Below are 24,482 nucleotides of genomic sequence, written 5' to 3'. Positions count from 1 at the left end.
CCTTCAACGCCACAGGTCCACTACGCTAACGGACGCCCGGGGCAGGCAAGGTCCCCAGCGCATCGACAGGAGAGCCCCTCGTGCCGAAGTCACGTATCCGCAAGAAGGATGACTACACGCCGCCGCCGACCCGGCAGCCGCAGAGCATCCGGCTGACGAATCGCAGCTGGGTCGCCCCGGTCATGCTGGCGTTCTTCCTGATCGGACTCGCGTGGATCGTGGTTTTCTACGTGACCGAGACCCAGCTGCCGATCGAGTCTCTGGGCAATTGGAACATTGTGGTCGGTTTCGGCTTCATCGCTGCCGGATTCGGCGTATCCACGCAGTGGAAGTAGCACCCGAAAGCCCCTGAGGGAAGCTCTCCCCATGAGTTATCCACAGCGTCATCCACACCTGAGGAAAAGACAGAAGATCTGTGGATAACTCTGTGGAGAGTTGACGCCGGTGTGATCAGGTGAGTTCCGCGGTGCGGATCAGGATCAGCATCACGGCCAGCAGGAAGGCCACCGCGCAGGTACCCCACTGGACGAGCGCGCGATGCCGGCCCGCGGCGGGCATGAGCATGCCCAGACCCACCAGCGCTCCGGTGACCAGGCCACCCACATGGGCCTGCCAGGACACCGTGAGCGCGCCACCGAGCGGTACGAAGGTCAGCACCAGCATCAGCACGACCATGACGATCACCGGCCGCATCTCGTAGCGCAGCCGCTTCGCCAGGACGACGGTCGCGCCCAGCAGTCCGAAGACCGCGCCGGACGCGCCGAGGGTCGGGACGTTCGGCTCGCTCAGCAGATAGACCAGCGCGCTCCCGCCCAGGCCCGAGAGCAGGAAGACCGCGAGATAGCGGACCCGGCCCAGCGCCGCCTCCAGCGGCCCGCCGATGACCCACAGGCCGATCATGTTGCCGATGATGTGCCACCACTCGACGTGCAGGAACACCGAGGTCAGCAGCCGGTGGTACTCACCTGTGGAAACCCCGTGGACGGGGCCGGCGAGGTACGCGAACTCCCGGTACCGGCCGATCAGCTCCATCGGGACCGCGAGCGCCGGGTCGGCGAGCACCGCGAGGAACACCAGGACGTTGATCCCGATGAGGATCTTGGTGACCAGATGGGGATCGGCGGCGACCACCCCGCCCGCGATGGTGCGCGGCGCGTTCGCGCTCGGTTGGTGTCCGGTGCCGGAGCCCCCGCGGACGCACTCGGGGCACTGGAAGCCGACCGAGGCGCTGATCATGCACTCGGGGCAGATGGGGCGCTCGCAGCGGGTGCAGGTGATCCCCGTGTCGCGATCCGGGTGGCGGTAGCAGCCCGGCAGACGGTCGGTGTCCATCGGTTCCCTCGGTCGGCGGCGAGGCAGGGCGGCCCCGCCGGTACGTATCCAGTACGGACGGGCGGGGCCGGAAGGTTCCCGGGCGTCAGCGCTTCTCGACGACCACGGACTGGATGATCACGTCGTCCAGGGGGCGCTCGGTACGCGGGTTGGTGGGGCCGGCGGCGATGGCCTGCACGACCTTCTGGCTGGCCGGGTCGGTGACCTCGCCGAAGATGGTGTGCTTGCGCGTCAGCCAGGCGGTGGGCGCGACGGTGATGAAGAACTGCGAGCCGTTGGTCCCCGGGCCGGCGTTGGCCATGGCGAGCAGGAAGGGCTTGGTGAAGGCCAGGTCGGGGTGGAACTCGTCGGCGAACCGGTAGCCGGGGCCGCCGGTGCCGTTGCCGAGCGGGTCGCCGCCCTGGATCATGAAGCCGCTGATGACACGGTGGAAGACGGTGCCGTCGTACAGGGGGTCCGTGGTCTTCTGACCGTCGGTGGGGCGGGTCCACTCCCGGGCACCCGTGGCGAGCTCGACGAAGTTCCTGACGGTCTTCGGGGCGAAGTTCTCCAGCAGCTCGATCTCGATGTCGCCGCGGTTCGTCTTCAGGGTGGCGTAGAGCTTCTCGGCCACGGATCTGCCTTCCATAGTCATCACTGTCGGTCCAGATGGTCGCACGGAGCGCTCCGCGGCACTGAAATCCTCCACCCGTATGCCCTGTCACGCATGCCTGTCCGCGATATGGCAGGCATGATCCGACAAAGGGTGGAAAGGTGAACTGTGTCCGCCACCGAGGAGGAGGATCCCGTGACCGGCAAGGAGAGCATGCGCCTGGCAGCCGAGAGTGCCAGGGAGAGTGTGCGACACGCGACGGAAGTGGTGGCACCGTACGCGGAATCCGCCAGGGAAGCCGCGGTGCACTACGCCCAGGAAGCGAACGAGCGGCTGGCACCCAAGGTGTCGTACGCGGCCACCAGCGCCGCCCAGCACGCCCGTTCGACCTACGACTGCCATCTGCATCCCCGGCTCAAGGCGGCGAGGGCCCATGTCCCGCCCCCCGTGGACCGGGCGGCGACCCAGGCGCGCCGGGCGGCGCGGCAGGCCGCCGAATACACCCAGCCGAGGATCGAGAGCGCGATCGCGGCCGCCACTCCGGTGGCCGAGGAGGCCGCGTCCCGGTCGACGGCGGCCTTCGCGGCGCTGCGCGGCCAGGTGACGGCCAAGGAGGTGCAGAAGCTGGTGCGGCGTCATCAGCGTCGTGAGCGCAACGGAAAGATCCTGCGCGGCGCCGCGCTGGTCGGCGTGCTCGCGTGCGTCGCCTACGCGGCGTGGCGGTGGTGGGACCAGCAGTCGAATCCGGACTGGCTCGTCGAACCGCCGGCGGCCACCGAGCTGTCGGGGCGCGACGCGGCGCCGACCGGCTTCGACGAGGAGCTGGCCGAGAAGGAACGCGAGGCCGGGTCGGGCCCCGAGGACAAGCGGTTCTGATCGGCGCACGGGAAGGGGCCCGGATCCTGTCACCAGGATCCGGGCCCCTTTGCGCGTCCGCGGGGCGTCAGCCGGGGAGGGTGAGGACCGTGCCCGGGCGGATGAGGTCGGGGTTGGGGCCGACCGCCCCCCTGTTCATCGCGTAGAGCTCACGCCAGCGGGCCTCGTTGCCCAGTTCCTGACGGGCGATCGCGGGGAGCGAGTCGCCGGCCCGCACGGTGTACGTGCGCTTCTTCGCGGTGGACCCGGGCCCCCGCAGCGGGGCCGCCGGTACCGCCTTGTGCGCGGCCGAGTGCGGGGTGGGCGTGTGCATGGCGCCCGGCGCTGCGGGGGAGGCGGCCCCGGGCTTCGGCATCGCGGTCGGCCGGGGGGCGGCGGGCACCGCCTTGTGCGCGGCGGAGGTGGGGGTCGGGGTCGCGGGGCTGGGCCTGGGCGGCGCGGCCGCCGCCATGCGCTCGGCGGTGGCGCGGGTGGCGGAAGCGGCGTCGGCCGCCGAACCCGCGGGAGGCCTCCTGGCCTCGCCCGCCGGCTGCTGGACCTGCTCCTTCGCCTTCTCGGCGGCGTCGTGCGCCTTGTGTTTGTCGGACTTCAGGAAGTCGAAGAGTCCCATGTCTGTACGCCTCCGGCGTGCTGGTCCCCCCTGGGATCGTGCCCTTCTTCCACTGTCCTGCACCGGCCGTCCGAAGGCCCTGCGGCGGGGCCGTCCGGGGGACGCCCGGACCGGGCGCCGGCCCGCGCGGGGCTCCGGTCCACCCGGGAACGCGGCGGGAAGGGACCGGGAAGACCCGACGACACCATCGTGGGACACGATGGAGGAGATTTCTGTGATCATCAGACAGACCGCGGAGCGGGTGGTTCTGGTCAGGCCCGGACCGGGGCTCGTGAGCGCCGCGATCGTGGCGGGCCTCGACGTCTGGGTGGTGTCCGATCCCGGACCCCGCCCACCGAACGCGCGACTTCCCGCGGAGCTGCCCCCGCAGCGCGTCCTCCGGGTGGACTTCGACGACACGGCCGCACTGCGCACCCTGCTGACGGACACGGTCCGGCGGCACGGGATCGGGCAGGTCCTCCACCTCGCGAGCGATCTGGAGAAGGGCCTCGGCAGCGGGGCGGCGGCCGCCGCCGAGGAAGTACTGCGGGAACTGTCCACCGACCGCGGGAAGCCGGCCCGCGGATTGCCGGACGCGGTCACGATCCGGCGGATCCTCAACGAGAGCCGGACCTCGGCGGTGCGTGCCGAGGAGGCCCGGTCCGTCACCGAGGCCTGCTCGCTGGCGGAGGACTTCCCGCTGCCGGTGGTCATCAAGTCGGCCGACAAGGGCGGGTGTTGGTGGACCGTCGCGGTGCACGACCGGCCCGCGCTCGCCCGGTGGGCCGAACAGGCCGTCACCGCCCGGCACTCGGCCCCCTATCTCGTCGAAGAGCTGCTGACCGGGGACAAGTTCAGGGTGGAGACGCTGACCGTCGACGGCATGCATCTGGTCGCCGACATCGCCCCCGAGGGAACGGCGCCGCCGCTCCACGACGCGGAGCAGGCCCAGATCCGCTCGACCGTCCGGGCCCTGCTGGATCTGGCCGGGTACGAATCGGGCACCACGCGGACGGATGTGCTGGTCAGCGCGCGGGGATCGCGTATCGCGGCGGCCGTGGAACCGGACCGGGAACAGGCCGGGAACAGCCGTTCCCGCAGCGCGGCCACGGGCGGTATCGAGAGGGGAACGGACCGGTAAGCGCCTCGGCCACTCTTTGTCCTGTCGAGAGCGGCCACCGCACCACACGGGAGCCGCACCGGGTACACACCAGGGGGTTCAACACATGCGCAGCAAGCTGGCTGGACTGATCGGAATCACCGCGGCGGCCCTGGCGTTCGGGCTCGGTGTGACGGTCGAGAGCCCGGCCGACCCGGGTCAGCCCTCCGGCTACCAGGTCCTCGCGGAGGACAAGGGCCCCGGTGTCGCCTCCCCGGCCCCGTCCCCGGCCCCCTCCACCCGTAGGTGACCCGCTTGCCGCGCACATCACGGAACTGCCCCGCACCGGAGTCCGGTGCGGGGCAGTTCCGTGTCCGCGCTCAGTAGGTGCGGAGGTGCGCCGGCAGGCCCATGAAATCGGACAGCTCCTCGGCGGCCGCCCGGTGTCCGGCGGCGGCCGCGGGATCACCGAGCACCTCGGCCGCCAAGGCGAGGCCCACCAGCGCGGACGCCTCCTCCGCCCGAAAACTCATCGGCGCCGCGATCTTGTGGGCGTGGCCGTGCAGGGCCAGCGCCACCTCGTGCTCCCCCCACACGAGGTGGAGCCGGCCCAGGACGTTCTCGACCCTCGCGAGTCGGATCGGGGCCCCGCTCGTCCGCCCGAGCACGAGGGAGCGCTCGGCGAAGGCACGCGCCTGCAGCACGTCACCGCGCTCGTGCGCGACCTGGGCGGACAGGGCCAGTACCAGGGCAACGTCCCCCGGCGACCTGGTCTCGTCGCTCAGGTCCCGGGCCCGCTTGAGACTGGCGTCCGCGTCCGCGAACTCGCCGAGGCCCACCTGGGCGAAGGCCAGATCGGTCAGGGCCACGATCTCGTTGCTGCGGTAGCCCAGGTCACCGTCGATCTCGATCGCCCGGCGAGCGGCCTCCGCCGCTTCCGGGAAGCGACCCCACCGCTCGTACAGCGTGCTGAGGATGGTCAGGCTCTCCGACTCCGCGCGCGGATTGCCCAGTTCCTGAGCCATGGAGACGGACCGCTCCACCAGCGGTAGAGCCTCCTCGTACCGGCCGAGCATCGACATCAGCAGCCCGATGGTCGATTCGCTGTTCGCCTCGGTGTGCCGGTCCCCGGCACGGACCGCGGTGTCGCGCGCCTCACGGGCCACCTCCAGCCCCTCCTCGAAACGGCCCAGCTTCCAGCAGGCCGCGCCCAGATTGGCCAGGCTGATACCGAGGAGCGCCGGATCGTCGAGCCGACGGGCGGCGGCCACCGCGAGGTGCCCGACGCTCCAGAACTCGTCGAGCCGTCCGTGCATGTGCAGGTGGAAGCCGACGTTACGGCTCAGGCAGGCCGCGTACCGGTCGTGGCCGAACCGCTCGGCCAGTGACACGGCCGCGAGCAGCCCGCCCTGTTCCCTGTCGAACCAGCTCAGGGCCTGCTCGGTGTCCCTTAAGGACGGCCGTTCGCCCTGGTACGGCGGGATACCGGTGGGACGGCGCTCACGGCTGGGGAACAGCACCTCGCAGGCGGCGTCCGAGGTCGTCAGGTAGTAGCCGAGCAGCCGCTCGACCGCCGCCGCGTCGTCGTCCGCCGTCGCCGGCCCCCGCAGGCTCTGGGCGAAGCTGCGCACCAGGTCGTGGAAGGTGTAGAGGCCGATGTCGGGCTGCTGCACCAGATGCACGTCGAGCAGGAACTCCAGGGCGTCCTCGGCGTCCCGGACCGTCGTGCCGAGGAGCGCCGCCGCCGAATGGACGTCGGTCCCGGCACACGGGTACAGGCTGAGGATGCGGAACGCGGTCCGGTACTCCTCGTCCATCGCCAGGTAGGACAGGCGCAGGGTCGCCGCGACACTGCGCTCCCCCGAACTCAGCTCGTCCATCCGGCGCTTCTCGTCGCGCAGCCGCTCGACCAGGTAACGCACCGTCCAGCGCGGCCTGTTGCGCAGCCGGGCGGTCGCGATCCGCAGCGCCAGCGGCAGGTGCCCGCACAGCTCGGCCAGCTCCGCCGCGGCCCCCGGCTCGGCGGCCACCCGGGTGGTACCGAGGGTCTCCGCCATCAGGCTGGTGCTGTCCTCGGGCTCCATCATCCCGATCGACACCCACTCGACGCCGTCGAGGTCCAACAACCGCCCGCGGCTGGTGATCAGGGCCAAGGAGCCGGGCGAGGCCGGCAGCAGGGGCCTGATCTGCGCCGCGTCGACGGCGTTGTCGAACAGCAGCAGCATCCGCAGGCCGTCCAGCTTGGAGCGCCACACGGCGGTGCGCCCCTCCAGGTCCTCCGGGATCCGGTCGCCCGGAGTACCGAGGGTCCGCAGCAGGCCGTCGAGCGCCGCGGCCGGTGTCACGGGCTCGCGGCCCGGGGTGAATCCGTGCAGGTCGATGTGGAGCTGCCCGTCGGGATACCGGTCGGCCAGCCGGTGCGCGGCGCGCACCGCCAGGGTGGTCTTGCCCATGCCGCCCATGCCGTCGATGGCCACGATCCGGGCGTAGCGCTCGCCGCCGCGGCCCTCGTCCCGTACGTAGTCGAAGAGCTCGGCCAGTTCCTTGGCGCGGCCGGTGAAGTCGGGCAGGTCGTAGGGCAGGGTGCACGGGGCGTCGACCGGCGTGGCGCGCGTTCCCGGCTCCTCTTCCCGGTCCGCCTCCGTGCGGGCCGGGGCCTCGGGCGCCGCGCCCTCGGGCACCGCGGTCACGGGCACCGCGGTCACGGGAGGGGCCGGTTCGGGCACCGGATCCACCGCGGCCGCGGGTTCGGGCACCTGACGTACGGGGGCCACGGGCACCGGCACCGGCCGTTCGGGCGCGGCCAGCTCGGGGCTGTCCCGCAGAATCGCCTCGTACAGTTTCGCGAGCCGCGGACCCGGGTCGATGCCCAGCTCGTCCACGAGCAGCTCGCGGACCTCCCCGTACTCCTTGAGCGCCTCGGCCTGCCGCCCCGAGCGGTACAGGGCGAGCATCAGCTGGCCGCGCAGCGTCTCCCGCAGCGGGTGCTGGGTGATCAGGGCGCGCAGGCCCGAGATGAGCTCGCCGCTCTCGCCCAGTGCGAGGCACAGGTCGAAGAACTGCTCCGCGGCGGCCAGTCGGCGCTCCTCCAGCGCGGTCGCCGCGGCCTCGATCACCGGTCCGCCGGTGCCGGACAGGACCGATCCCCGCCACAGCGCGAGCGCGGCCCGCAGTGCCTCGGCGGCCGCGAACCGCTCTCCTTCCCGCAGGGCCTGGCCCGCCGCCCTGGTCAGGGCGTCGAACTCCAGCAGGTCGACCTGATCGTCCGCCACCACCACGCGGTACCCCGGCCCGTCGGTGGCGATCACCTCGGTGCCGGTGGGTATCCGCCGCCGCAGATCGGCGACGGCCTTGCGGACCTGGTGCGCCGCGGTCACCGGCGGGTCCTTCTCCCAGGTCGCCTCGACGAGGCGGGCCACGGGAACCACCCGGCCGGCTTCGAGCAGCAACATGCACAGGACCCGTTCCTGGATCGCTCCCCCCAGCCTCAGCCGTACCTCGCCGAACCATCCCTCGAGCGATCCGAGCACGTGAAAGCGCAGCCTGCCCCCCGCAGGATTCGCGCCACGTCTCTCCCCGGACTCCGCATCCGCCCCCGGCATCGGACATCCACCCCCAAATGAACATGACCCCTGGCCAGGTCAAGTCAACCGGATCATAGGGGTTCCCCCTAGCAGGCGGTAAGCATCCGGTAGCAGATCAGGAAGGGCGACACGGACAGTTCATGGGCGGCCCGGAGCAGGCAGCACACGGAGCGAGTACCGAAGGAGCAGGCTGTGGGAAGACTGGAGAGACCACTGGCCCCCGATGCCGGACCAGTCACCGCGTTCGCCCGGGAGTTGCGCAGGCTGCGGACCGCGGCCGGCAGTCCCGGCTACCGCGACATGGCCACCCGTGCCATGTTCTCCGCGTCCGTTCTCTCCGACGCGGCCGCCGGCTACCGCCTCCCGACCCTTCAGGTGGCCCTCGCCTTCGCCGAGGCCTGCGGCGGCGACCGCGCCAGCTGGGAGCGCCGTTGGCACGAGGCGGCCCGCGCCGACGGGGACGACGGAGGGGCCCGTCCGGCGGTCAAGGCGGTGCAGCAGCACCAGGAGAACGAGCTGCGGGCGGCCGACGTACGCGCCGTGCTGCCGCCGCCCTCACAGCTGCCGATGGAGGCTCATCCCCTGGTGGGACGGCGTGAGCTGCTCCAGCGGGCCCGGGCTCTGACCGCTCCCTCCTACGACGGACAGCGGCTCGCGGCGCCCCTGGTGATCAGCGGTCAGGTGGGTGTGGGCAAGACGGCCTTCGCCCTGCGCCTCGCCCACGAACTCGCCGTGAACCTGCCCGACGGACAGCTCTACGCGAACCTCGACCCGGCCGCGGACGGACGCAAGGACGCCGCCGGCATCGCGGGCGGATTCCTGGAGGCGCTCGGCATCCCCACCGACCGGATCCCGAACGATCCCGGTCAGAGAATTGGCCTGTACCGGTCGCTCCTGCACCGGCGACGGCTGCTCGTGGTGCTCGACGGCGTCCAGCACGAGCGGCAGATCCGGGAACTTCTTGTCGCGGCGCCCGAGAGCCGTGTCCTCATCACCAGCCGATCGCGTCTACTGGGCCTCGACGGAATTGGCCGGATCCGGCTGCCCGCGCTGGACCGCGACGAGTCGATGGAACTGCTCGCGCAGCTCCTCGGCGGCGACCGGGTGGGTACCGAGCCGCGCGCCTGCCTGCGCCTCGCCGACGCCTGCGGGGACCTGCCGCTGGCGCTCAACCTGGCCGGCCGGCGCATCGCGGCCCGCCCCGAGTGGATGCTCCAGGACTCCGTGTCCGAGCTGCTCGGCGACGGTCCGGGCGGGCCGGGCGGCCACCACGGACGCGACGGGCACGACGGACCGCGGGCACCCGGCCGCTTCCTGGCCCGGCTGCAGATCGGGGACGACGCACTGAGCACCCGCCTCGACAGCGCCTACCGGCTGCTGACCCCGTGGGCCCGCCTGATGCTGCGCCAGTTCGCCGGTTCCGACAATCCGCCCTCCGTGGACAACGTGGTGTACGAGTCCGCGGACGCGCTCGCCATGCTGGTCGAACGATCCGCGCAGCCGGTGGAGGACCTCCTCGAACGGCTCCTCGACGCGGGCCTGCTCGACCACTCCGACCTGCCGGGCCAGTACGGACTGACGCCGATGGCCCGGGCGTACGCGCTGACGCAGCCGGACCCCACGGAGGAGGACCCGGCGCCGGCGTCCGCGCCCGCGGCGCGGGGCCAGGCGCACGCGCGGCAGCCGAGGTAGGCCCGGCGCGCGGACGACGCCACCGGCCGGCTCAGGCCGCGTAGGTGATCGTGACGTACAGGTGCTCGTCGAGGATCTTCGCCAGGGACACCCCGGGGCGACCGATCTCGGCGCACAGGGCGGCCTCGCCGATCCCGCCGCTCTCCTCCAGCACCGTACGCGCCCAGCTCCGCCCGAGCTCCAGGTGGCGGGCGAAGGCCGCCCGGTCCCGGGCCCCGTGCAACCGCTGCGCGATGGCCGCGTCCCACGGCATGACCGAGTCGGGCCGCAGTGCGTACAGCGCCTTGGCCGCGGCGGTCGGGCCGAGGGCGCGGCGGCCGATCGGCAGCGCCGCGAGCTCCTCGTAGGCGGCGGCGAACCCGGCGATCTCCCGCGGGGTGAGCCGGGCCAGCGGCGTGTGCGCGGGCTCGTGCCGCTCCGCCCATCCGGCGAGCCCCGCGCCGAAGGTGTCGGGCTCGCCCTCGCGCGGGTAACGGATGCGGCAGCCCCAGGAGTTCAGCCAGCGGTGCAGGGCGCCGCGGTGCGCGGCGAGCGAGAGGTCGAGGGCGCGGCCGGTCTCCTCGTGCAACGCGAGCCAGCTCCGGTCCACACCCGGGAACCCGTTGAACACCTCGGCCGAGGACCGCAGCTCGGCCAGGGACGGCGCGGGAGGCAGCGCCGGCGCGGTCGGCGGGTCCAGATGGGCGCGGGCGACCTTGGCGGGCACCACCATCCGCCAGGCCTCGGTGACCAGCTCCGTCAGCTCCTCGGCGTCCAGGGCCGCCAGATGTGCCTCGACCCAGTGGAAGCGCAGATCGGACTCGCGGGGCAGGAAGAACTTGTCCGGCTCGGCGGCGACCAGCGCCGCCCGTTCCTCCTTGGGGAAGGCGAAGCCCAGTTCGCTCTCGTCCCGGGACAGGGCGAGGTAGACGATGCCGCCGATCCGGAACTTCACCCGATCCCGGATCAGGTGTTCCTCGGTCCTCGGCAGGCTCAGCGCGAGCCGCCGTACGTCGTCCACCGTTGCCACTGCCCGCTCCTCGCTCATCCTGCCGCCCCTCACAGACCCGCGAGCTGCGGGGCGTGGACGTCCAGCGGTGGCCCGTCGAGCGCACCGAGGCCGATCAGGGACGGACTCCGGCCGATCAGCCGGTCGGCCAGCGACCGTGCGATGAGCGGCGCGAACTTGAAGGATGTGCCACCGCAGGCCGCGTACGCGAATCCCGCGCCGCCGAGGGCGACCAGCAGGGGGCCGCCGGTCTCGGTGAAGGACGAGTAGTAGGCGTCCTTGGCCGCGGTGACCCAGGCCGGGCCGAAGCCGGGGAGGATGTCCCCGAACTCCTTCTCCAGCTTGCGCTGCCAGTACGGGTCGGTGGCGTGATCGGTGATCCCGTCCACCTCGCGGCAGGCGGTCGCCGAAGTCAGTTTGAGGGCCGTCCCGGCCACCGGCGGGATCAGCCAGGCGCCGCCCGCGGTGCCGAGGGCCGGTATGGCCGGAGTGGCCGCCCAGGCCTGCGACTGCTGCCGGGGCACCCGGCAGTAGAGGAGGGACTGGCGATACAGGGTCAGCCGCTCGGAGATGCTCGGCGGCAACAGGTCCCGGGACCAGGGGCCCACGGCCACCAGCACCGCGTCGCTGCGCAGCACCCGCCCGTCCACCAGCCGTACGCTTCCGCTCTCGCCGTCGACGGCGGTCACGGCGCGGTGCTCGATCAGCTCGATGCCCCGCTGCCACTTCAGCCAGCCGACGCAGGCGGCGAGGACCCGTTCGGCGAGCAGCACGCCCGCCTCGTCCTCCAGCACGGCGCCGAGGCCGCCGCCCACGTGCAGGTGCGGATAGCGGTCGGCCAGGCCGGCCGGCGTCAGTTCCCGCGCGTGGCCGCCGGCGTCGGCGAGCATCGCCGCCGCGTCCGTCGCGGCCGCGGGCGGCAGGACGGTGAGGGAGCCGACCTGCTCGTAGAACCGCGTCAGGAACAGTTCCTCCAGTTCGACCCAGCGGTGGTGGGCACGCAAGGCGGCCGCCGTGGTCCGCGGGTCCGCCGGGTGCAGGGCCCGCAGGATCCGGTGCTGGTCGAAAGAGGTGGCTCTGCTGTGCGGGATGGGGCCCTGGTCCACGACCGTGACCTTGTGTCCGTCGAGCACGCACTCGACCGCCGTGAGCAGGGCGATCACTCCGCCGCCCACTACCGTCACGCTTGTCGACATCACACACCTCCCTTCAGTTCTCGTTGAGCCGGCGGGTCAGCCGGCGAGGACGATCGTGGTCAGTGCGGCCGCCTTGGCGAGGGACTCCTCGCAGCTCAGGAAGGTGTCTCCGGCGCAGATCAGGTTGGCGTAGCGGCTGAGGTAGCCCTCGGGCGGCAGCAGCAGCCGCACTCCGGGCGACACCATCACGTTCGTCTCCAACAGCCCCGGTACGTCCGAGAGGGCGGGTACGTCGACCGAGTCGACGGTGCCGTTCTCCGGCGGGTACAGGAAGCGGATCCCCACGGTCCGGGACTCGGTCGGTTCCCAGGAGGGGCGGCGGCCTGCGGCCACCTCGGCGGCCAGCTCCCCGGGCTGCACGCCGGTGGCGAGGCTGCCGAGGTAGGGGATGAGGTCGCCGCCGAGTCGGGCGTTCACCTCGATGATCACCGGGCCGCGGGTGGTGAGCTTCACCTCCGTGTGGGTGATCCCGTAGCCGATCCCCAGCTCCCGGTGGGCGTCCCGCAGAACACCCAGCAGCTCCTCGTCGGCGAGCAGCGGGTCGGTGGCGCTGACCACGTGGCCGGTCTCCTCGAAGTAGGGCGCGAGGCCCACTTCCTTGTGCGCGAGGAACAGCGGGGTCCACTCGCCGTCGAAGACCACTCCGTCGATGCTGATCTCGGGGCCCATGACGCACTCCTCGACCAGCACCCCGCCCTCGTAGTCGCTGTTCCCGCCGCGGCTCGCGGCGTCGGCGACCTCGAAGGCGGCGCGGACACCGGAAGCGTCGTCGACCCGGATGACGCCGATGCTCGCGCCCATGCCGCGCGGCTTGAGGACGACCGGGTAGCCGAAGGAGTCGGCCGTGGCGAGGGCCTCCTCGGCGTCGGTCACGTAGGCGAAGTGCGGCTGGGGCAGGCCGGCGGCGGTCAGCAGCTGCCGGGTGTTGTGCTTGTTGCGGCAGTTGTCGGCGCCCCGGGAGGTCAGACCCGGCAGTCCGAGCCGCTCGGCCATGAGCGCGGTGGTCACCACGAGCGTCTCGTCGTAGCTGAACACGCCGACCACGCGGTGCTCGGCGGCCACCGCCTCGGCGGCCTTGATCAGGCCTTCCGTGTCGGGGACCAGGCGTTCGCGGTCGAGCAGTTCCACCGTGGTGGAGCCGCGTACGTACTCCCGCTGCCAGGTCGGGTCGGCGGCGTCCAGGATCCAGATCGGGCGGCGCCGGGCGGCGCCGGCGAGCAGGTACTCGCGGTAGGCGCGCTGTCCGCTGCCGACCAGGATCACCACGCCGTCATCGGTCGTGCGGTCGTCGTCCGTCATCTTCGTCACCTCGCGGAGTGGGTCAGGACCCGGTCGCCGGCCGTCGCGATCGCCGCGAGCTGCGGCTGGGCGAGGGCCAGGTAGTCGGGGGTGGACAGGGCCACGGAGCGGTCCAGGCGGGCCGCGTTGAAGTAGATCTCTTCGGTGAGGATCAGGCCCTCGTCGACGACGAGGTGCAGATCCGGGTGGAAGCTGAGCGGCATCACCGTGCCGCAGACGCTGCCGGCCAGGCGCTCGGCGATCTCGGGCGTCGCGAAGGCGGTCCGCCCGCCGCCGAAGAGTGCGCCGACCGCCTCCAGGTCGACCTGCCGGTCGCCGGGAACCACCGCGAGCACGTACTTGCCGACCCGCTTGGTGATGCTCACGCGGACGACGATGCATTTGGCGGCCTGGTCCAGCGGGTGGCCGCGCAGGACGCTCGCCAGGTCGGTCCGGCCCTCGGCCGGATGGTCGATCAGCCGGTAGCGGGCCTGACGGTCGTCGAGGAGGCCGATCAGTCGCTGGTACATCAGAGCACCTCGCCGACGTAGTACCAGTCCTCGGGGTTGATCAGTCCGAAGGGGTTGATCGGAGCCACGCCCTTCAGGTCCTTGGCCACTTCCAGGAGGCGGAAGGGGAAGTTGGGCATCCAGATGACCGGGACCTGCCGCGCGATGTGGTCCTGGTAGGCGTGCAGGTCCGCCAGGTCGTCGCTGACCACGGTCCGGGCGATGAGCTCGTCCGCCGTGGGGTCGCTGTAGCTGCCGAAGTTCACCGAGGAGCCGGTCGAGTAGAGCGCCTCACCGGTCGGGTAGAAGCCGGGGCCGTAACCCCAGCCGCCGTTCCAGTCGCTGAACTCCCACAGGCAGGGGCTGTCGGGGCCCGGGGTGCAGGTGGTGTCCTCCAGCACCAGGACGCTCGCCTCGACCTCGGTCAGCACGATCTCGATACCCGCCTTCGCGGCGTCGGCGGCGAACTTGCGCATGACCGCGGTCAGGGTCTCGTGGCCCTGGGCGTACCGCATCGAGAACCGCAGCGGGGTCCCTGCCGGGATGCCCTCGCCGGCCTCGCCGGGGCCGGTGCCCTCGCGGACGCAGAGCGCCGGGGTGGTGCCGGTGTCCCAGCCGTTCTCGGTCAGGAAGGCACGGGCCGCCTCGACGTCGAAGGGGTACGGGTCCTCGTGCGCGGCGGGCGAGAGCAGCGGGCTGTCCGGCAGGGCCGGGATGGGCCCGGTGGTCGGGTAGCCGTAGCCCTTGTAGACGTCGCGGATGGCGCCCCGGGAGTCGAGGCAGGACTGCAGTGCCTGGCGGAAGTAGAGCTGCTTGAAGATCTTTCCGGAGACGGTGGGGTTGTTGAAGTTGATCGGGAAGTAATGGATTTTGTAAGTGAGTTGGGGCACGAGGTCGTAGTGCTCGCCGAGCGGGTTGGGCCCACCGACCAGCGGGTCCTCGGCCGGCTCGGTGACCTCGTCGAAGGGCAGGAAGCCGATCTGCACACCGTCCAGGGCCTCCGGGCCGCGGCGGAGCATCTCGTACTGCTCGGTGTCGGAGCCGGTGGGTATCAGCCGGAACTCGTCCAGGTAGGGCTTGTTCGGGCCGCCGTAGGTCTCGTTGGGCACCAGGACGGCCTCGCCGGAGACCCCGTCGATCGTGTAACTGCTGAGCTTCCAGGGTCCGTTGACGACGCTCCAGACGGGGCTGGTGTCCCAGCTCTTACGCTCGTCGTTGCAGGCCCGCAGGTAGGCGTAGACGGCTGAGGCCTGCGCGGGGTCGTGGGTGGCGTCGGCCGGCCGGTCGTCGCCGGTGCGGTCCCAGGCCTTCGGCAGCGGGGTGATGGTGCTGAACTGGTTCATCAGCACCCAGTTGTGCGAGTAGGCACGGTCGAAGGTGAAGCTGACCTGGTCCTCGGCGACCTTCTCGTAGCCGGTCAGGTTGTCCGGGAAGAAGCCCGGCGTGTACCCCCCGAAGCTGTGCTTCTCGGCCTCCAGGAGGTGCATCCACAGCATCACGTTGTCGGCGTTGACGCTCTCGCCGTTCGACCACCGGTACGGCTTGATCGTGATCGTCGCCGTGCGGCCGTCCTCGCTCCACCGCGGGGGCTCGGCGAGGCTGCGCTCGTAGTCGACCGTCGGCTGGCCGCCGGTCCCGTACCAGTACAGCGGGCGGTACATCAGGGTCTGGAACTCGTGCAGGTTGGCCACCCCGTAGTACTCGCCCGGGGTGAAGGGGAAGATGAAGACCGGGCTGAAGCCGCTGGTGCAGGCCCAGGTCACGCTGCCCCCGCGGAGCGGGGTGGTGGGCGGGGTCATGTCGGTACCTCCTCCAGTGCGGACACGCCGCTGTCCGCGTGGGCTCCGTAGCGCTCCCAGCGCTCGTTGAGCCGGATCCGTCCGTCGTCCAGGAATTCGGGGGTGCTCCAGCACCGCCCGGCGACCACCTCGCCGTCCGCGAGGACCATCGTGTAGGCGAACTCCAGGTTCCCGTCGGGCTCCACGCGCCCGTTCAGCGAACCTCTGCGGACGGGGCCTCCGTCGAAGTCGGCCCAGAGCAGGTCGCCGTCCTGGCGGTAGTGGCCGACGGGGGCGTCCACGCCCGCCGGGTAACCGGTGTTGCGGAAACTTCTGCCGTCGTAATCGATCACGGGCGTCGTATCTCCTGAGTGATGCATTTGACCGCGCCACCGGCCTTCAGCAGCTCGGACATGTCCACGGGGTGCGGCTCGAAGCCGCGTTCGCGCAGTTCGCCGATCAGGTGCGTGGCGGTCTCCGTCACCACCACGTTCAGTCCGTCGCTCACCGCGTTGAGGCCGAAGGCGTCGGCGTCCTGGCGGGTGGCGAGGATCGCGTCCGGGTACAGCTCGCGCAGTACCCCCTGGCTCTCCTCGGAGAAGGCGGCGGGGTAGTACGCCACCAGGTCCTCGTCGAGGACGAACAGCGCGGTGTCCAGGTGGTAGAAGCGGGGGTCGGTCAGGGTCAGGCCGACCACCGGCAGGCCGAAGAACGCGGCGAGCTCCTCGTGTGCGCCCGGGTCGCTACGGAATCCCGCGCCGGCCAGGATCCGCCGGCCGGCGGGGGCGAAGTCGCCCTCGCCCTCGTTGACGTACCTCGGGAGGTGGATGTCGGTGTAGCCGCGGGCCTCGTACCAGGCCCGGTGGGCGTCGGCCTCGGCCGCCCGCTCCCGGTGGCGGAACTTCGCGATCAGCACCTTGCCGTCGACCACGGTGGCTCCGTTGGCGGAGAAGACCATGTCCGGCAGGCCCGGGACGGGGTCGATGAAGGAGACCTCGTGCCCGAGAGCGAGGTACAGGTCCCGGATCCGCTCCCACTGGGCCAGTGCCAGGTCGGCGTCCATCGGCTTCTCGGGGTTCATCCACGGGTTGATCGCGTAGGTCACCTCGAAGTGGGTCGGCCGGCACATCAGGTAGTGCCGCGGGGTGGCCGTACGGCGCGGGGTCTCAGCCATGCTCCGGCCTCATCTCGGTGCGGATGCGGCCGGCCGCGACGTGCGCGGTGGTCAGCGCCTCCGTCAGGGAGGTGCCGGTGGCGCCGATGAAACCGAGGATGTTGTTGCCCGCCGGGGGCCGCTTGACGACCGTCCCCGCCGTGGCCGTGATCTTGAGGAAGAACAGCGCCGGGTCCTCGGCGACCTCGGTCGGCACCTCGATGGACTCGACCGTGCCCGCGCCGCTGATCAGGCACATCGCGGCGGTGTGCACGCCGGTCGGCGCGTAGTGCGAGACGTCGGGCCGGATGCCGCGGGCCACGTCCGCCACGCATCGGATGGGGTCGTGGCCGGCGCTGATCCGCGCCATGTGGTCGAGCCCGCCGCCGCCGGGACGGATCGCGATCTCCAGGATGAAGGGCGCACCCTGGTGGAAGCGCACCTCGGCGTGGAGCACGGACCGGCGCAGTCCCTGGGCGTGGGCCGCGTCGCGGACCACCTCGTGGACCGCGGCGATCTGCTCGGGGGTCAGGGAGCTCGGCGCGTGGTGGACGTCGTCGTCGAAGGTGCCGCTCTCGACCGTGATCCGGTCCACGATGGAACCGAGGTACACCTCGTCGTCCCAGGCCAGCGCCTCGATGAGGTGCTCGTGGCCGTCGAGGTAGCCCTCGACGATGATCCCGTTCGGGCCGAGGTCCAGTCCGTCGGCCTCCATCAGGGCCCAGGTCATGGTCTCGATGCCGGAGGTGGCGTCCGCGAAGCGGGCCCGCATCTCCTCGGGGTCGTCGACCTTGAACACGAAGTTGCTGGCGGCGCCCAGGGTGGGCTTGAGGATCAGCGGGTACCCGAGCTCCGCACCGGCCGTCAGGGCGGCCTCGACGTCGGGGGCGTAGCGGAAGCCGGGGTGCGCGGCGCCGCCGCGCTCGTGGGCCTGGCGCATCAGGAGCTTGTTGCGGCTGGTGCGGGCGGCCTCGAAGCCGATGCTCGGCAGGCCGAGCGCCTCGGCGACGACCGCGACCGTGACGACTCCGGACTCCGAGAAGGTCAGGACCCCCTCGAACTCCTCCTCCGCGTGCCAGATCTTGGCGGCGGTGACGATGTCCTCGATCTGCTTGGAGCCGGCGATCCGGTAGCGGTCCGCGTCCCAGAAGTCCTCCGTGCCTATGCCGTTGAGGACGTGGACCTCGGCCCCGAGGGCCTCGATCTGCTGGTAGCGCGAGATGTAGTAGGTGGCGTTCTGACTGGCTTCGATCGCGAGCAGCTTCATCTGTGCCGACCCCCCTCAGACCTTGGCCGGGACGGGCTCGGCGGCTTCGGCGGCTTCGGTGACCTCGGCGGCCTCGGCGACCGGCGCGGAGACGGCCTCGGCGGCGGCCTCGGCGGCGGCGACCTCACGGTCGTGCTTGCGCAGCGAGAGGACGGTGAGGGTGGAGATGACGACGACCAGGGCGGAGAGGGCGTAGAAGCCGTTCTTCACGTGGGTGGAGTCGACCAGGAGCGAGATCAGGACGACGGAGGCGGTACCGGCGGCGAGGCCGAAGGCGTTGGTGGCGCCGAAGACGAAGCCCGTCTTCTCCTCGGGGGCCGCGCTCATCAGGGCGGTACGGGCCGAGATGCGGGCCACGCAGAAGGCGATGGCGGCGAACGGGATGACGGCCATCATGGCGTACAGGTGGATGGACTCCATGGACAGCAGCACCGCGAAGGCGAGGTAGCCGATCAGGGCGGTCTTCAGCACGGTGGCCTTGGAACTGATCTTCTTGAAGGCCCAGGCCGCGAACAGGGCGCCGATGCCGAACAGGGCGTCGACGATGCCGAGGTAGCCGGCGTTGGACTTGAAGCCCTCGATGACCAGGACCAGCATGATGCTGTTGCCGACGATGATGACGATGTTGCCGATGATGTAGAGCAGCGCGAGACGGGCCAGCGGCGGGCGGGTGGCGGTCAGGCGGGCGGTGGCGGCCGACGCGGCCTTGGCCGCGGCCTCGGTGACGGCCTGGCCGGCCGGACGACGGCCGATGAAGAACAGCAGGGCGGCGGAGAGCAGGAACGTGATCGCGTTGAAGTAGAAGAGCGACGTGGTGCCCACCCAGACGATCACCCAGCCGCCGAGGGCCGCCGAGGCGAGCGTGCCGGCCTGGATCGCGATCTCGGCGTTGCCGTTGAACTGGGCGAGCCGGGACTCCGGGATGCGCTCCTTGATCAGGGCGTTGCTGGCCGGGAAGAACAGGGCCGCGGAGATCGACAGGACGAAGCTGGCGACATAGCTGACGGTGGAGGGGTTACCGCCGAGGGCCAGCCAGACCGGCAGGGCGATCGCGGCGACCGCGCTGGCCAGGTCCGAGATCATCGCCAGCGTGCGGCGGTCGAAGCGGTCGGCGAGCTTGCCGAAGAAGAGGGACAGCGCCACCTGCGGGATGGTGACGGCGATCATCAACCAGCTGACCGCCAGCATGGTGTTGGCCTCGGTGAAGACCAGGTACGAGGCGGCGGTGAGCTGGATGCCGTTGCCCAGGTTGGTGATGAAGGTCGCGGGGATCAGCAGTCGTTCTGCCCGATTGGGAAGGGGCGGGGCGATCGTGGACACAGTGCTCCTCGGAGGTCAGGCTCGGATGACGGCCGGCTCGGCCACGGGCGCGAAGGCCCCGACCGCGGTGGACAGGAGGGGGAGTCGCAGCGGAGCGACGGGGTCGGCCGGGAAGGCACCGGCCGGCAGACTCAGATCGGCGCCGGCGCGCTCGGCCCGGGCCGCGAGGTCGACGAGCAGCGGAGCGGCGCACGCGGTCAGCGTCCGGACGGCGAGGACCAGGTCACCGAGGTCGCTCGGGACGCTCGCCACCACCCGGTCCGCCTGCTCCAGCAACCGGTCGATGTGCACGACGATCAGGTCCGCGGCCCGGTGCAGGCTGAAGCTCTCGAGCTCGTAGTGGGAGCGGAACCGCTCGACGACGATCCCCGCCTCCCGGGCACCGGTCGCGGAGACCGGCAGCGGCGCGTCCGCCGGATGCCCGGCGAGCAGCTCCGCCAGCCGGCCCGCGAGGTGGTTCCACGGATCGACCAGCCGGGTGCGCGACAGGGTGTCGAGCGCCTCCCGACTGAAGTTCGTACGGGAGTGCTCCGGCGCGGTGAGCGCCAGGTAGAAGCGCACCAGGTCGCGGGGGACCTCGGCCACCAGATCGGCGGCCCAGACCACGTGACCTTTGCTTGTGGAGAACTTCTGGTTCTCCAGTTCGTAGAACTCGTTCGACACGATGGCGTGCGGCTCGACGTACCGGTCGCCGTGCGCCATCAGCAGGGCCAGGTGCGTCATTCCCCAGAAGTAGACGTTGTCGAATCCGAGGAAGTACACAAGGTCGATGCCGTGCTCGGACAGCCAGTGCTCGTCGAAGCGGTCGGCGTGCTCACCGAGCTGCTCCGCCGCGTACCAGGTGCAGTACATCGACGCGGCCATGCCCTCGGCCCAGGCGTTGAGGACCTGGCCCGGCGTCTCGGTGAACGGCGCCGGGATGCCCCACGCGGTCGGGTAGGTGATCGGGAAGTCCGGCAGCGGCCGGTCCAGCGCCTCCCGGACGAGCTGCGCGGTGTGCGGGCGCAGCACGTCCCGGTGCCGGACGTAGTAGTCGGCGAGCCGGTCGCGGTACTCCTCCATCGGCAGCACGAGGATCTGCGCCTCGCGGTGCGTGACGACGGCGTCCGGGTCGACGGTGGAGCGCGGTCGCAGCAGCTCGTCGAAGTTGTTGGGGTGGCCGCAGGACTCGCACAGTCCGCCGCGGCTCTCCACGAGGCACACCGGGCAGTCGCCGGCGACCAGGCCCTCCATCAGGTACTCGCCGGTGGCCTCGACGTACGGCAGCAGCACCGTCTTCAGGCGGAAGGCGCCCTCGCTGTGGAGGTCGGTGACGAAGTCGATGACGGTCTGGCGGTAGCCCTTGTCGAAGGGGGCGAAGCCGTCGACGGAGACGCCGGCCGCCTCCAGGGTGGCGCGGATCTGCGTGGCGGAGCGCAGGGCCAGCTCCTCCGGGGTCAGACCGGCCCGGGCGGCGCTGGCCACCACGTAGGTCTGGCTGTCGTCGGTACCGCTGGTGAAGATCACCGGCCGGTCCGACGCCCGCAGGTAGCGTGCGTACACGTCGCCCGCCAGGTACGGGCCCGCCAGGTGTCCGGTGTGCAGGTCCCCGTTGGGGGTCGGCGGCGGCGCGATGATGACCGTACGGCGTGTCATGCCTGGGCTCCTTCGTGGCGAGCTGCGAACCGCTGTGTCATGTCGAGGTCCCACCAGACGCTGTACATCTCGAAGTCCTCGTCGGACTCGTTGATCACCCGGTGGTCGGAGCCCGGGGTGAAGTGCACGATGTCCCCGGTCGTGAAGGGCTTGCGGACGCCCTGGGACTCCAGGACGGCGGAGCCGGCGACGGCGATGAAGATCTCGTACTCGTGGTGGGCGTGGGCGGTGGACGCCGTGCCGGGCCGGATCACGCACCAGGACCCCTCGAAGGGGGCGTTGAGCTCGGGCCAGGGCAGCAGCCGCTGCGCGTCGAGGCCGTTCTCGTGCGTCAGTCCTTCGCGGTCGAGTGGCTGGGTGAGCATGTGCTTCGTTCTCTCCTCGGCTGGCGGGTACGGCTGGTGAGGGGTGCGCGGGTCTCAGACCGCGCCGGCGAGCGCGAGCTCCCGCGGGGCCGTGGCCTCGGCGGATCGGCTCCGGCGATGCGCCAGGATGTCCTCGGTGATCTCGGCGGAGCGGCCCGCGAGCACGCTGAGCAGCGAGTCGGCGATGCCGTGGGTGGCCTCGTTGACGCCCTGGAGGTAGCAGGCGGCGGTCGCGGGGCGGCCGAGGTCGAGCCGGTAGTTGCGGCTGACGTTGATCTCCTCGACACCGATCGACTCCGCGAGGGCCTTGACCGCCCACGGCATCTCCCGGACGAAGCCGGTGCCCAGGAGCACCAGGTCCGTGCGCATCTCCCGTTCGGCTCCCGACTTGCGGTCGACGAGGGTCAGGACGACCTCGTCGCCGTCCATGCGGGCGCCGGTCACGTCCGTCATGGGGTGCATGCCCAGGCGCTCCTGGCCGGAGCGACGGTCCTGGTAGAACTGCCGGTACAGGCCGTCCAGGGTGGCCGGGGAGAGACCGCCGTAGTTGGAGCGGTACATCTCGCCGAGGAGCTGGCGGCGGGCCTCGGGCGAGGATGCGTAGAACTCGTCGATGAAGGACGTGTAGTAGAGCTCGTTGGTGAACTTGCTGCTCTCGTAGCCGTTCAGACCGATGGAGCGCATGATCATCGTCGGCTTGCACTCGGGCAGGTCCCGCAGCGCGGCGCCGAACAGCTCGGCCGCGCTCTGGGCGCCGCCGATCACCGCGACGCGGTGCGGCAGGTCGGCCCGCACATCGGCGATGCGTTGCGTGTACTGCGTGCTGTGGATGACGCGCTCGGCCGGCAGGCCGTCGAACACGGCGGGGATGTGGGCGTCACGGCCCGCACCGATCACGAGGTAGCGGCACCCGATGGTGTCGCCGTCGGCAAGGGTGACCAGCCAGCCGGCCAGCTCGCCGTCGTCGCCCGTCACCGCTTCGACGCCGGCGCATTCGCGGCCGTATTCGACCTGCACCGTGGCGAGTTCGTCGGCGACCCACTGCAGATATTCGGATATCTCGCTGCGGTAAGGAACGAAACTCGCGAGGTTGACGAAAGCGTCGAGACGTTTCTGCGAGTGAAGGAAATTGACGAACGAGAATCTGCTGGTCGGATTGCGCATGGTGACCAGGTCCTTGAGGAAGGACACCTGGCTGAGCGCGTCGGGCAGCAGCATGCCGCGCTGCCACACGATGTCCTGCTCGCGCTCGATCAACAGGGTGTCACCGGCCAGCTCGGGTGCGAGCTCCTCGACGGCGACCGCCAGCGCCAGGTTCGCCGGGCCTGCGCCGACTGCGAGCAGTTCGACATTGCGATGCGCCATGGAAGTACCTCCAGATGGAACAGGTGGACAGGTTCGTACGGTCAGGCAGGACGGTTCGCGTCCTTGCGTTGCCTCCCGGGTGATGTCCACATTCCATGGCAGCGCCCGATTGCCCGGAAGGCGTCCCGGCCACGGACAATCAACTCGGCGGCAGCCCTCGCGGGCGGGTTGATTGGCCGGTACCACCGATTACTTCCGGTCAATGCGAAGCCCCCTTTCCATGGGGCCACGTGATCAGTTGCGTCACACGCATCCGGCTGGCCGAACCATCCCTCGGACAGCCGGGCTTCCATCGAAACCCCATGAGAAGGAGCCCTCGTGCCGCTCACCGAGCCCATCACCCCTGCCGGCGCCCTCTACCGTTCCGAGAGCCCCACCCGGGTCGCCACGCGCCGACGTCTGCTGATGTGCCGGCCCCGGCACTACGACGTCACGTACTCGATCAACCCGTGGATGAACCCGCAGCACGCGACGGACAACGCGCTCGCGGTCAGCCAGTGGGAGGGGCTGCGCGACCTGTACCTCGAACTCGGGCACGTGGTCGAGGAGATAGACCCCATCGAGGGCCTGCCCGACATGGTGTTCGCGGCCAACGGCGCCACCGTCGTCGACGGCAAGGTCTACGGGGCCCGCTTCCGGCACGCGGAACGCACCGCCGAGGGACCGGCATACCTGCGGTGGCTGGAGGGACGCGGCTACACGGACTCCCTCTGGCCCGAGTTCGTCAACGAGGGCGAGGGCGACATCCTCACCGTCGGCCGGCGCCTCCTGGCCGGTACCGGCTTCCGCACCGACCCGCGGTCCCACTTGGAGGCGCAGGAGTTCTTCGGCCTCCCGGTCACCTCGCTGACCTTGGTGAACCCGGAGTACTACCACCTGGACACCGCGCTCTCCGTGCTGTCCGAGGACGAGGTCATGTACTACCCGGCCGCCTTCTCCCAGGGCAGCCAGGCCGTACTGCGCGCGATGTTCCCCACCGCGATCCTGGCCTCCGCCGAGGACGCGGCCGTCTTCGGCCTCAACGCCTTCTCCGACGGGCGCCACGTGCTGCTGCCGGCCGCGGCCACCGGCCTGCACGCCAAGCTGCGGGCGCGCGGTTTCGAGCCGATCGGGGTCGAGCTCTCCGAGCTGCTCAAGGCCGGCGGCAGCGTCAAGTGCTGCACGCTGGAACTGCGCGACCGCTGACCGCGCAACCCTTTCGGCGGCGACGGTGTTTCTACCGTCGCCGCACGGCCCTGGCGGTGGGCCGGGTCGTGACGGACGAGGATCATGACGAACGAAGGAGTCCCGCCATGCCGACCCCCGGTCCGCTCAGCGCCGCCACCGCCACGGTGGCGATCCATCCCACGGCCTTGGGCCCGCTCGTGCTGGCGGCGACGGACGACGCGCTCGTGCTGTGCTGCTACGGCACCACCGAAGCGGCCGCGGAGCGCCTGGCCCGGGGCGGACTGCGCCCGGCCGGACCGGGGGACGCGAGCGGACCGGGGCAGAAGGTCCTGGACGAGGCCCGGGAGCAGATCGCCGCCTATCTGGCCGGGACGCGCCGGGACTTCACCGTCGCGACGGACCTGCGGCTCGCCACCCCGTTCAGCCGGCGCACGAACCTGATGCTGGCCGAGTTCGTGCCGTACGGGCGCACCGCGACCTACGCGGACCTCGCCCGGGCGCTGGAGCGGCCCGGCGCCGCGCGTGCCGTCGGCACGGCGCTGGGCGCGAATCCGCTGTGCGTGGTGCTGCCCTGCCACCGGATCATCGGCTCCACGGGCAGCCTCAGCGGCTACGCGGGAGGGCTGGAGGCCAAGCGCCATCTGCTCGTCCTCGAAGCCGCCGCGCCGGCCGCCTGAATCCGCCCTCCCCTCCGCAG

At 71.2% G+C, this 24,482-nt stretch carries 23 protein-coding genes; 7 read left to right on the top strand and 16 right to left on the bottom strand.

The window, feature by feature from the left end; genetic code table 11:
* The first annotated feature begins 80 nt into the window (after positions 1 to 80).
* The gene (gene crgA / locus ACGFYY_RS18180; protein WP_365269121.1) at positions 81 to 335 is read left to right on the top strand and encodes a cell division protein CrgA; all 255 of its coding nucleotides are present in this window, start codon (positions 81 to 83) and stop codon (positions 333 to 335) included.
* Between the two features lie 115 nt (positions 336 to 450).
* Here the strand turns inward: crgA and ACGFYY_RS18175 are convergent, their stop codons facing one another.
* Positions 451 to 1,332 carry a rhomboid family intramembrane serine protease gene (locus tag ACGFYY_RS18175; RefSeq protein WP_393710472.1) on the bottom strand — a complete coding sequence of 294 codons (882 nt, stop codon included), beginning with the start codon at positions 1,330 to 1,332 and terminating at the stop codon, positions 451 to 453.
* 85 nt (positions 1,333 to 1,417) lie between these two features.
* Positions 1,418 to 1,945, bottom strand: a complete 528-nt coding sequence (locus ACGFYY_RS18170) for a peptidylprolyl isomerase (RefSeq protein WP_365269147.1) — start codon at positions 1,943 to 1,945, stop codon at positions 1,418 to 1,420.
* A gap of 174 nt (positions 1,946 to 2,119) precedes the next feature.
* Here ACGFYY_RS18170 and ACGFYY_RS18165 point away from each other — a divergent pair, with 174 nt between their 5' ends.
* Positions 2,120 to 2,800, top strand: a complete 681-nt coding sequence (locus ACGFYY_RS18165) for a DUF5324 family protein (protein WP_393710640.1) — start codon at positions 2,120 to 2,122, stop codon at positions 2,798 to 2,800.
* Between the two features lie 67 nt (positions 2,801 to 2,867).
* Here the strand turns inward: ACGFYY_RS18165 and ACGFYY_RS18160 are convergent, their stop codons facing one another.
* Positions 2,868 to 3,410 carry a LysM domain-containing protein gene (locus tag ACGFYY_RS18160; RefSeq protein WP_365269115.1) on the bottom strand — a complete coding sequence of 181 codons (543 nt, stop codon included), beginning with the start codon at positions 3,408 to 3,410 and terminating at the stop codon, positions 2,868 to 2,870.
* Positions 3,411 to 3,624: 214 nt separating this feature from the next.
* Here ACGFYY_RS18160 and ACGFYY_RS18155 point away from each other — a divergent pair, with 214 nt between their 5' ends.
* Together ACGFYY_RS18155 and ACGFYY_RS18150 are read left to right on the top strand one after the other, a co-directional pair.
* Positions 3,625 to 4,530, top strand: a complete 906-nt coding sequence (locus ACGFYY_RS18155) for a hypothetical protein (RefSeq protein WP_393710469.1) — start codon at positions 3,625 to 3,627, stop codon at positions 4,528 to 4,530.
* 85 nt (positions 4,531 to 4,615) lie between these two features.
* On the top strand, positions 4,616 to 4,798 hold the full coding sequence (locus tag ACGFYY_RS18150; protein ID WP_393710467.1) for a hypothetical protein: 183 nt from the start codon (positions 4,616 to 4,618) through the stop codon (positions 4,796 to 4,798).
* 70 nt (positions 4,799 to 4,868) lie between these two features.
* On the opposite strand, the gene ACGFYY_RS18145 is transcribed toward ACGFYY_RS18150, so the two are convergent.
* Positions 4,869 to 8,090, bottom strand: a complete 3,222-nt coding sequence (locus ACGFYY_RS18145; protein ID WP_393710465.1) for a BTAD domain-containing putative transcriptional regulator — start codon at positions 8,088 to 8,090, stop codon at positions 4,869 to 4,871.
* A gap of 174 nt (positions 8,091 to 8,264) precedes the next feature.
* On the opposite strand from ACGFYY_RS18145, the gene ACGFYY_RS18140 reads away from it, so the two are divergent.
* Entirely contained in the window at positions 8,265 to 9,764 is a 1,500-nt protein-coding gene (locus ACGFYY_RS18140; protein ID WP_393710463.1) for an NB-ARC domain-containing protein, read from the top strand.
* 31 nt (positions 9,765 to 9,795) lie between these two features.
* Here ACGFYY_RS18140 and ACGFYY_RS18135 read toward each other — a convergent pair whose 3' ends face one another.
* Genes ACGFYY_RS18135 through ACGFYY_RS18080 form a run of 12 tightly spaced genes read right to left on the bottom strand, consistent with a single transcriptional unit; the run spans position 9,796 to position 22,618 of the window.
* Complete coding sequence (locus ACGFYY_RS18135; protein ID WP_393710461.1) at positions 9,796 to 10,773, bottom strand: MmcQ/YjbR family DNA-binding protein; 978 nt, start codon at positions 10,771 to 10,773, stop codon at positions 9,796 to 9,798.
* A gap of 29 nt (positions 10,774 to 10,802) precedes the next feature.
* Positions 10,803 to 11,948: an NAD(P)/FAD-dependent oxidoreductase gene (locus ACGFYY_RS18130; protein ID WP_393710459.1), complete on the bottom strand. Its 1,146-nt coding sequence runs from the start codon at positions 11,946 to 11,948 to the stop codon at positions 10,803 to 10,805.
* Positions 11,949 to 11,984: 36 nt separating this feature from the next.
* A complete protein-coding gene (locus tag ACGFYY_RS18125) occupies positions 11,985 to 13,247 on the bottom strand; it encodes an ATP-grasp domain-containing protein (protein ID WP_393710457.1) in 1,263 nt (420 codons plus the stop codon).
* Positions 13,248 to 13,252: 5 nt separating this feature from the next.
* Entirely contained in the window at positions 13,253 to 13,756 is a 504-nt protein-coding gene (locus tag ACGFYY_RS18120) for a YbaK/EbsC family protein (RefSeq protein WP_365269093.1), read from the bottom strand.
* Positions 13,756 to 15,534, bottom strand: coding sequence for an ABC transporter substrate-binding protein (locus ACGFYY_RS18115; RefSeq protein ID WP_365269091.1), 1,779 nt, complete (start codon positions 15,532 to 15,534; stop codon positions 13,756 to 13,758). Before ACGFYY_RS18115 ends, ACGFYY_RS18120 begins: the two co-directional genes overlap by 1 nt.
* The gene (locus tag ACGFYY_RS18110; protein ID WP_393710454.1) at positions 15,531 to 15,866 is read right to left on the bottom strand and encodes a hypothetical protein; all 336 of its coding nucleotides are present in this window, start codon (positions 15,864 to 15,866) and stop codon (positions 15,531 to 15,533) included. Before ACGFYY_RS18110 ends, ACGFYY_RS18115 begins: the two co-directional genes overlap by 4 nt.
* On the bottom strand, positions 15,863 to 16,687 hold the full coding sequence (gene ddaH / locus ACGFYY_RS18105; protein WP_393710452.1) for a dimethylargininase: 825 nt from the start codon (positions 16,685 to 16,687) through the stop codon (positions 15,863 to 15,865). The genes ACGFYY_RS18110 and ddaH (ACGFYY_RS18105) overlap by 4 nt, the downstream gene beginning before the upstream one ends.
* Complete coding sequence (locus ACGFYY_RS18100; RefSeq protein WP_393710449.1) at positions 16,680 to 17,933, bottom strand: ATP-grasp domain-containing protein; 1,254 nt, start codon at positions 17,931 to 17,933, stop codon at positions 16,680 to 16,682. The genes ddaH (ACGFYY_RS18105) and ACGFYY_RS18100 overlap by 8 nt, the downstream gene beginning before the upstream one ends.
* 15 nt (positions 17,934 to 17,948) lie before the next feature.
* On the bottom strand, positions 17,949 to 19,253 hold the full coding sequence (locus ACGFYY_RS18095; protein WP_393710447.1) for an MFS transporter: 1,305 nt from the start codon (positions 19,251 to 19,253) through the stop codon (positions 17,949 to 17,951).
* Between the two features lie 15 nt (positions 19,254 to 19,268).
* Positions 19,269 to 20,888 carry a class I tRNA ligase family protein gene (locus ACGFYY_RS18090; RefSeq protein WP_393710445.1) on the bottom strand — a complete coding sequence of 540 codons (1,620 nt, stop codon included), beginning with the start codon at positions 20,886 to 20,888 and terminating at the stop codon, positions 19,269 to 19,271.
* Positions 20,885 to 21,253 carry a cupin domain-containing protein gene (locus tag ACGFYY_RS18085; protein ID WP_030755280.1) on the bottom strand — a complete coding sequence of 123 codons (369 nt, stop codon included), beginning with the start codon at positions 21,251 to 21,253 and terminating at the stop codon, positions 20,885 to 20,887. The genes ACGFYY_RS18090 and ACGFYY_RS18085 overlap by 4 nt, the downstream gene beginning before the upstream one ends.
* Positions 21,254 to 21,307: 54 nt before the next feature.
* A complete protein-coding gene (locus tag ACGFYY_RS18080) occupies positions 21,308 to 22,618 on the bottom strand; it encodes a SidA/IucD/PvdA family monooxygenase (RefSeq protein ID WP_365269073.1) in 1,311 nt (436 codons plus the stop codon).
* 318 nt (positions 22,619 to 22,936) lie between these two features.
* Here ACGFYY_RS18080 and ddaH (ACGFYY_RS18075) point away from each other — a divergent pair, with 318 nt between their 5' ends.
* On the top strand, positions 22,937 to 23,803 hold the full coding sequence (ddaH, locus tag ACGFYY_RS18075; protein ID WP_365269071.1) for a dimethylargininase: 867 nt from the start codon (positions 22,937 to 22,939) through the stop codon (positions 23,801 to 23,803).
* Positions 23,804 to 23,910: 107 nt separating this feature from the next.
* A complete protein-coding gene (locus ACGFYY_RS18070) occupies positions 23,911 to 24,462 on the top strand; it encodes a methylated-DNA--[protein]-cysteine S-methyltransferase (RefSeq protein ID WP_393710442.1) in 552 nt (183 codons plus the stop codon).
* Positions 24,463 to 24,482 lie beyond the last annotated feature (20 nt).

The organism is Streptomyces sp. NPDC048331 (assembly GCF_043201215.1).
Lineage (GTDB): Bacteria > Actinomycetota > Actinomycetes > Streptomycetales > Streptomycetaceae > Streptomyces.
The sequence above is the reverse complement of the archived record's forward strand: the minus strand, read 5'-3'. Positions and strand labels throughout refer to the sequence as shown.

Bases quoted from the DNA above. Each gene is read 5' to 3' on its own strand.
- ACGFYY_RS18175 (WP_393710472.1), bottom strand. From the start codon at position 1,332: ATGGACACCGACCGTCTGCCGGGCTGCTACCGCCACCCGGATCGCGAC.
- ACGFYY_RS18100 (WP_393710449.1), bottom strand. From the start codon at position 17,933: ATGAAGCTGCTCGCGATCGAAGCCAGTCAGAACGCCACCTACTACATC.
- ACGFYY_RS18080 (WP_365269073.1), bottom strand. From the start codon at position 22,618: ATGGCGCATCGCAATGTCGAACTGCTCGCAGTCGGCGCAGGCCCGGCG.
- ACGFYY_RS18125 (WP_393710457.1), bottom strand. From the start codon at position 13,247: ATGACGGACGACGACCGCACGACCGATGACGGCGTGGTGATCCTGGTC.
- ACGFYY_RS18120 (WP_365269093.1), bottom strand. From the start codon at position 13,756: ATGTACCAGCGACTGATCGGCCTCCTCGACGACCGTCAGGCCCGCTAC.
- ACGFYY_RS18115 (WP_365269091.1), bottom strand. From the start codon at position 15,534: ATGACCCCGCCCACCACCCCGCTCCGCGGGGGCAGCGTGACCTGGGCC.
- ddaH (WP_393710452.1), bottom strand. From the start codon at position 16,687: ATGGCTGAGACCCCGCGCCGTACGGCCACCCCGCGGCACTACCTGATG.
- ACGFYY_RS18090 (WP_393710445.1), bottom strand. From the start codon at position 20,888: ATGACACGCCGTACGGTCATCATCGCGCCGCCGCCGACCCCCAACGGG.
- ACGFYY_RS18070 (WP_393710442.1), top strand. From the start codon at position 23,911: ATGCCGACCCCCGGTCCGCTCAGCGCCGCCACCGCCACGGTGGCGATC.
- ACGFYY_RS18160 (WP_365269115.1), bottom strand. From the start codon at position 3,410: ATGGGACTCTTCGACTTCCTGAAGTCCGACAAACACAAGGCGCACGAC.
- ACGFYY_RS18085 (WP_030755280.1), bottom strand. From the start codon at position 21,253: ATGCTCACCCAGCCACTCGACCGCGAAGGACTGACGCACGAGAACGGC.
- ACGFYY_RS18150 (WP_393710467.1), top strand. From the start codon at position 4,616: ATGCGCAGCAAGCTGGCTGGACTGATCGGAATCACCGCGGCGGCCCTG.
- ACGFYY_RS18145 (WP_393710465.1), bottom strand. From the start codon at position 8,090: ATGCCGGGGGCGGATGCGGAGTCCGGGGAGAGACGTGGCGCGAATCCT.
- ACGFYY_RS18130 (WP_393710459.1), bottom strand. From the start codon at position 11,948: ATGTCGACAAGCGTGACGGTAGTGGGCGGCGGAGTGATCGCCCTGCTC.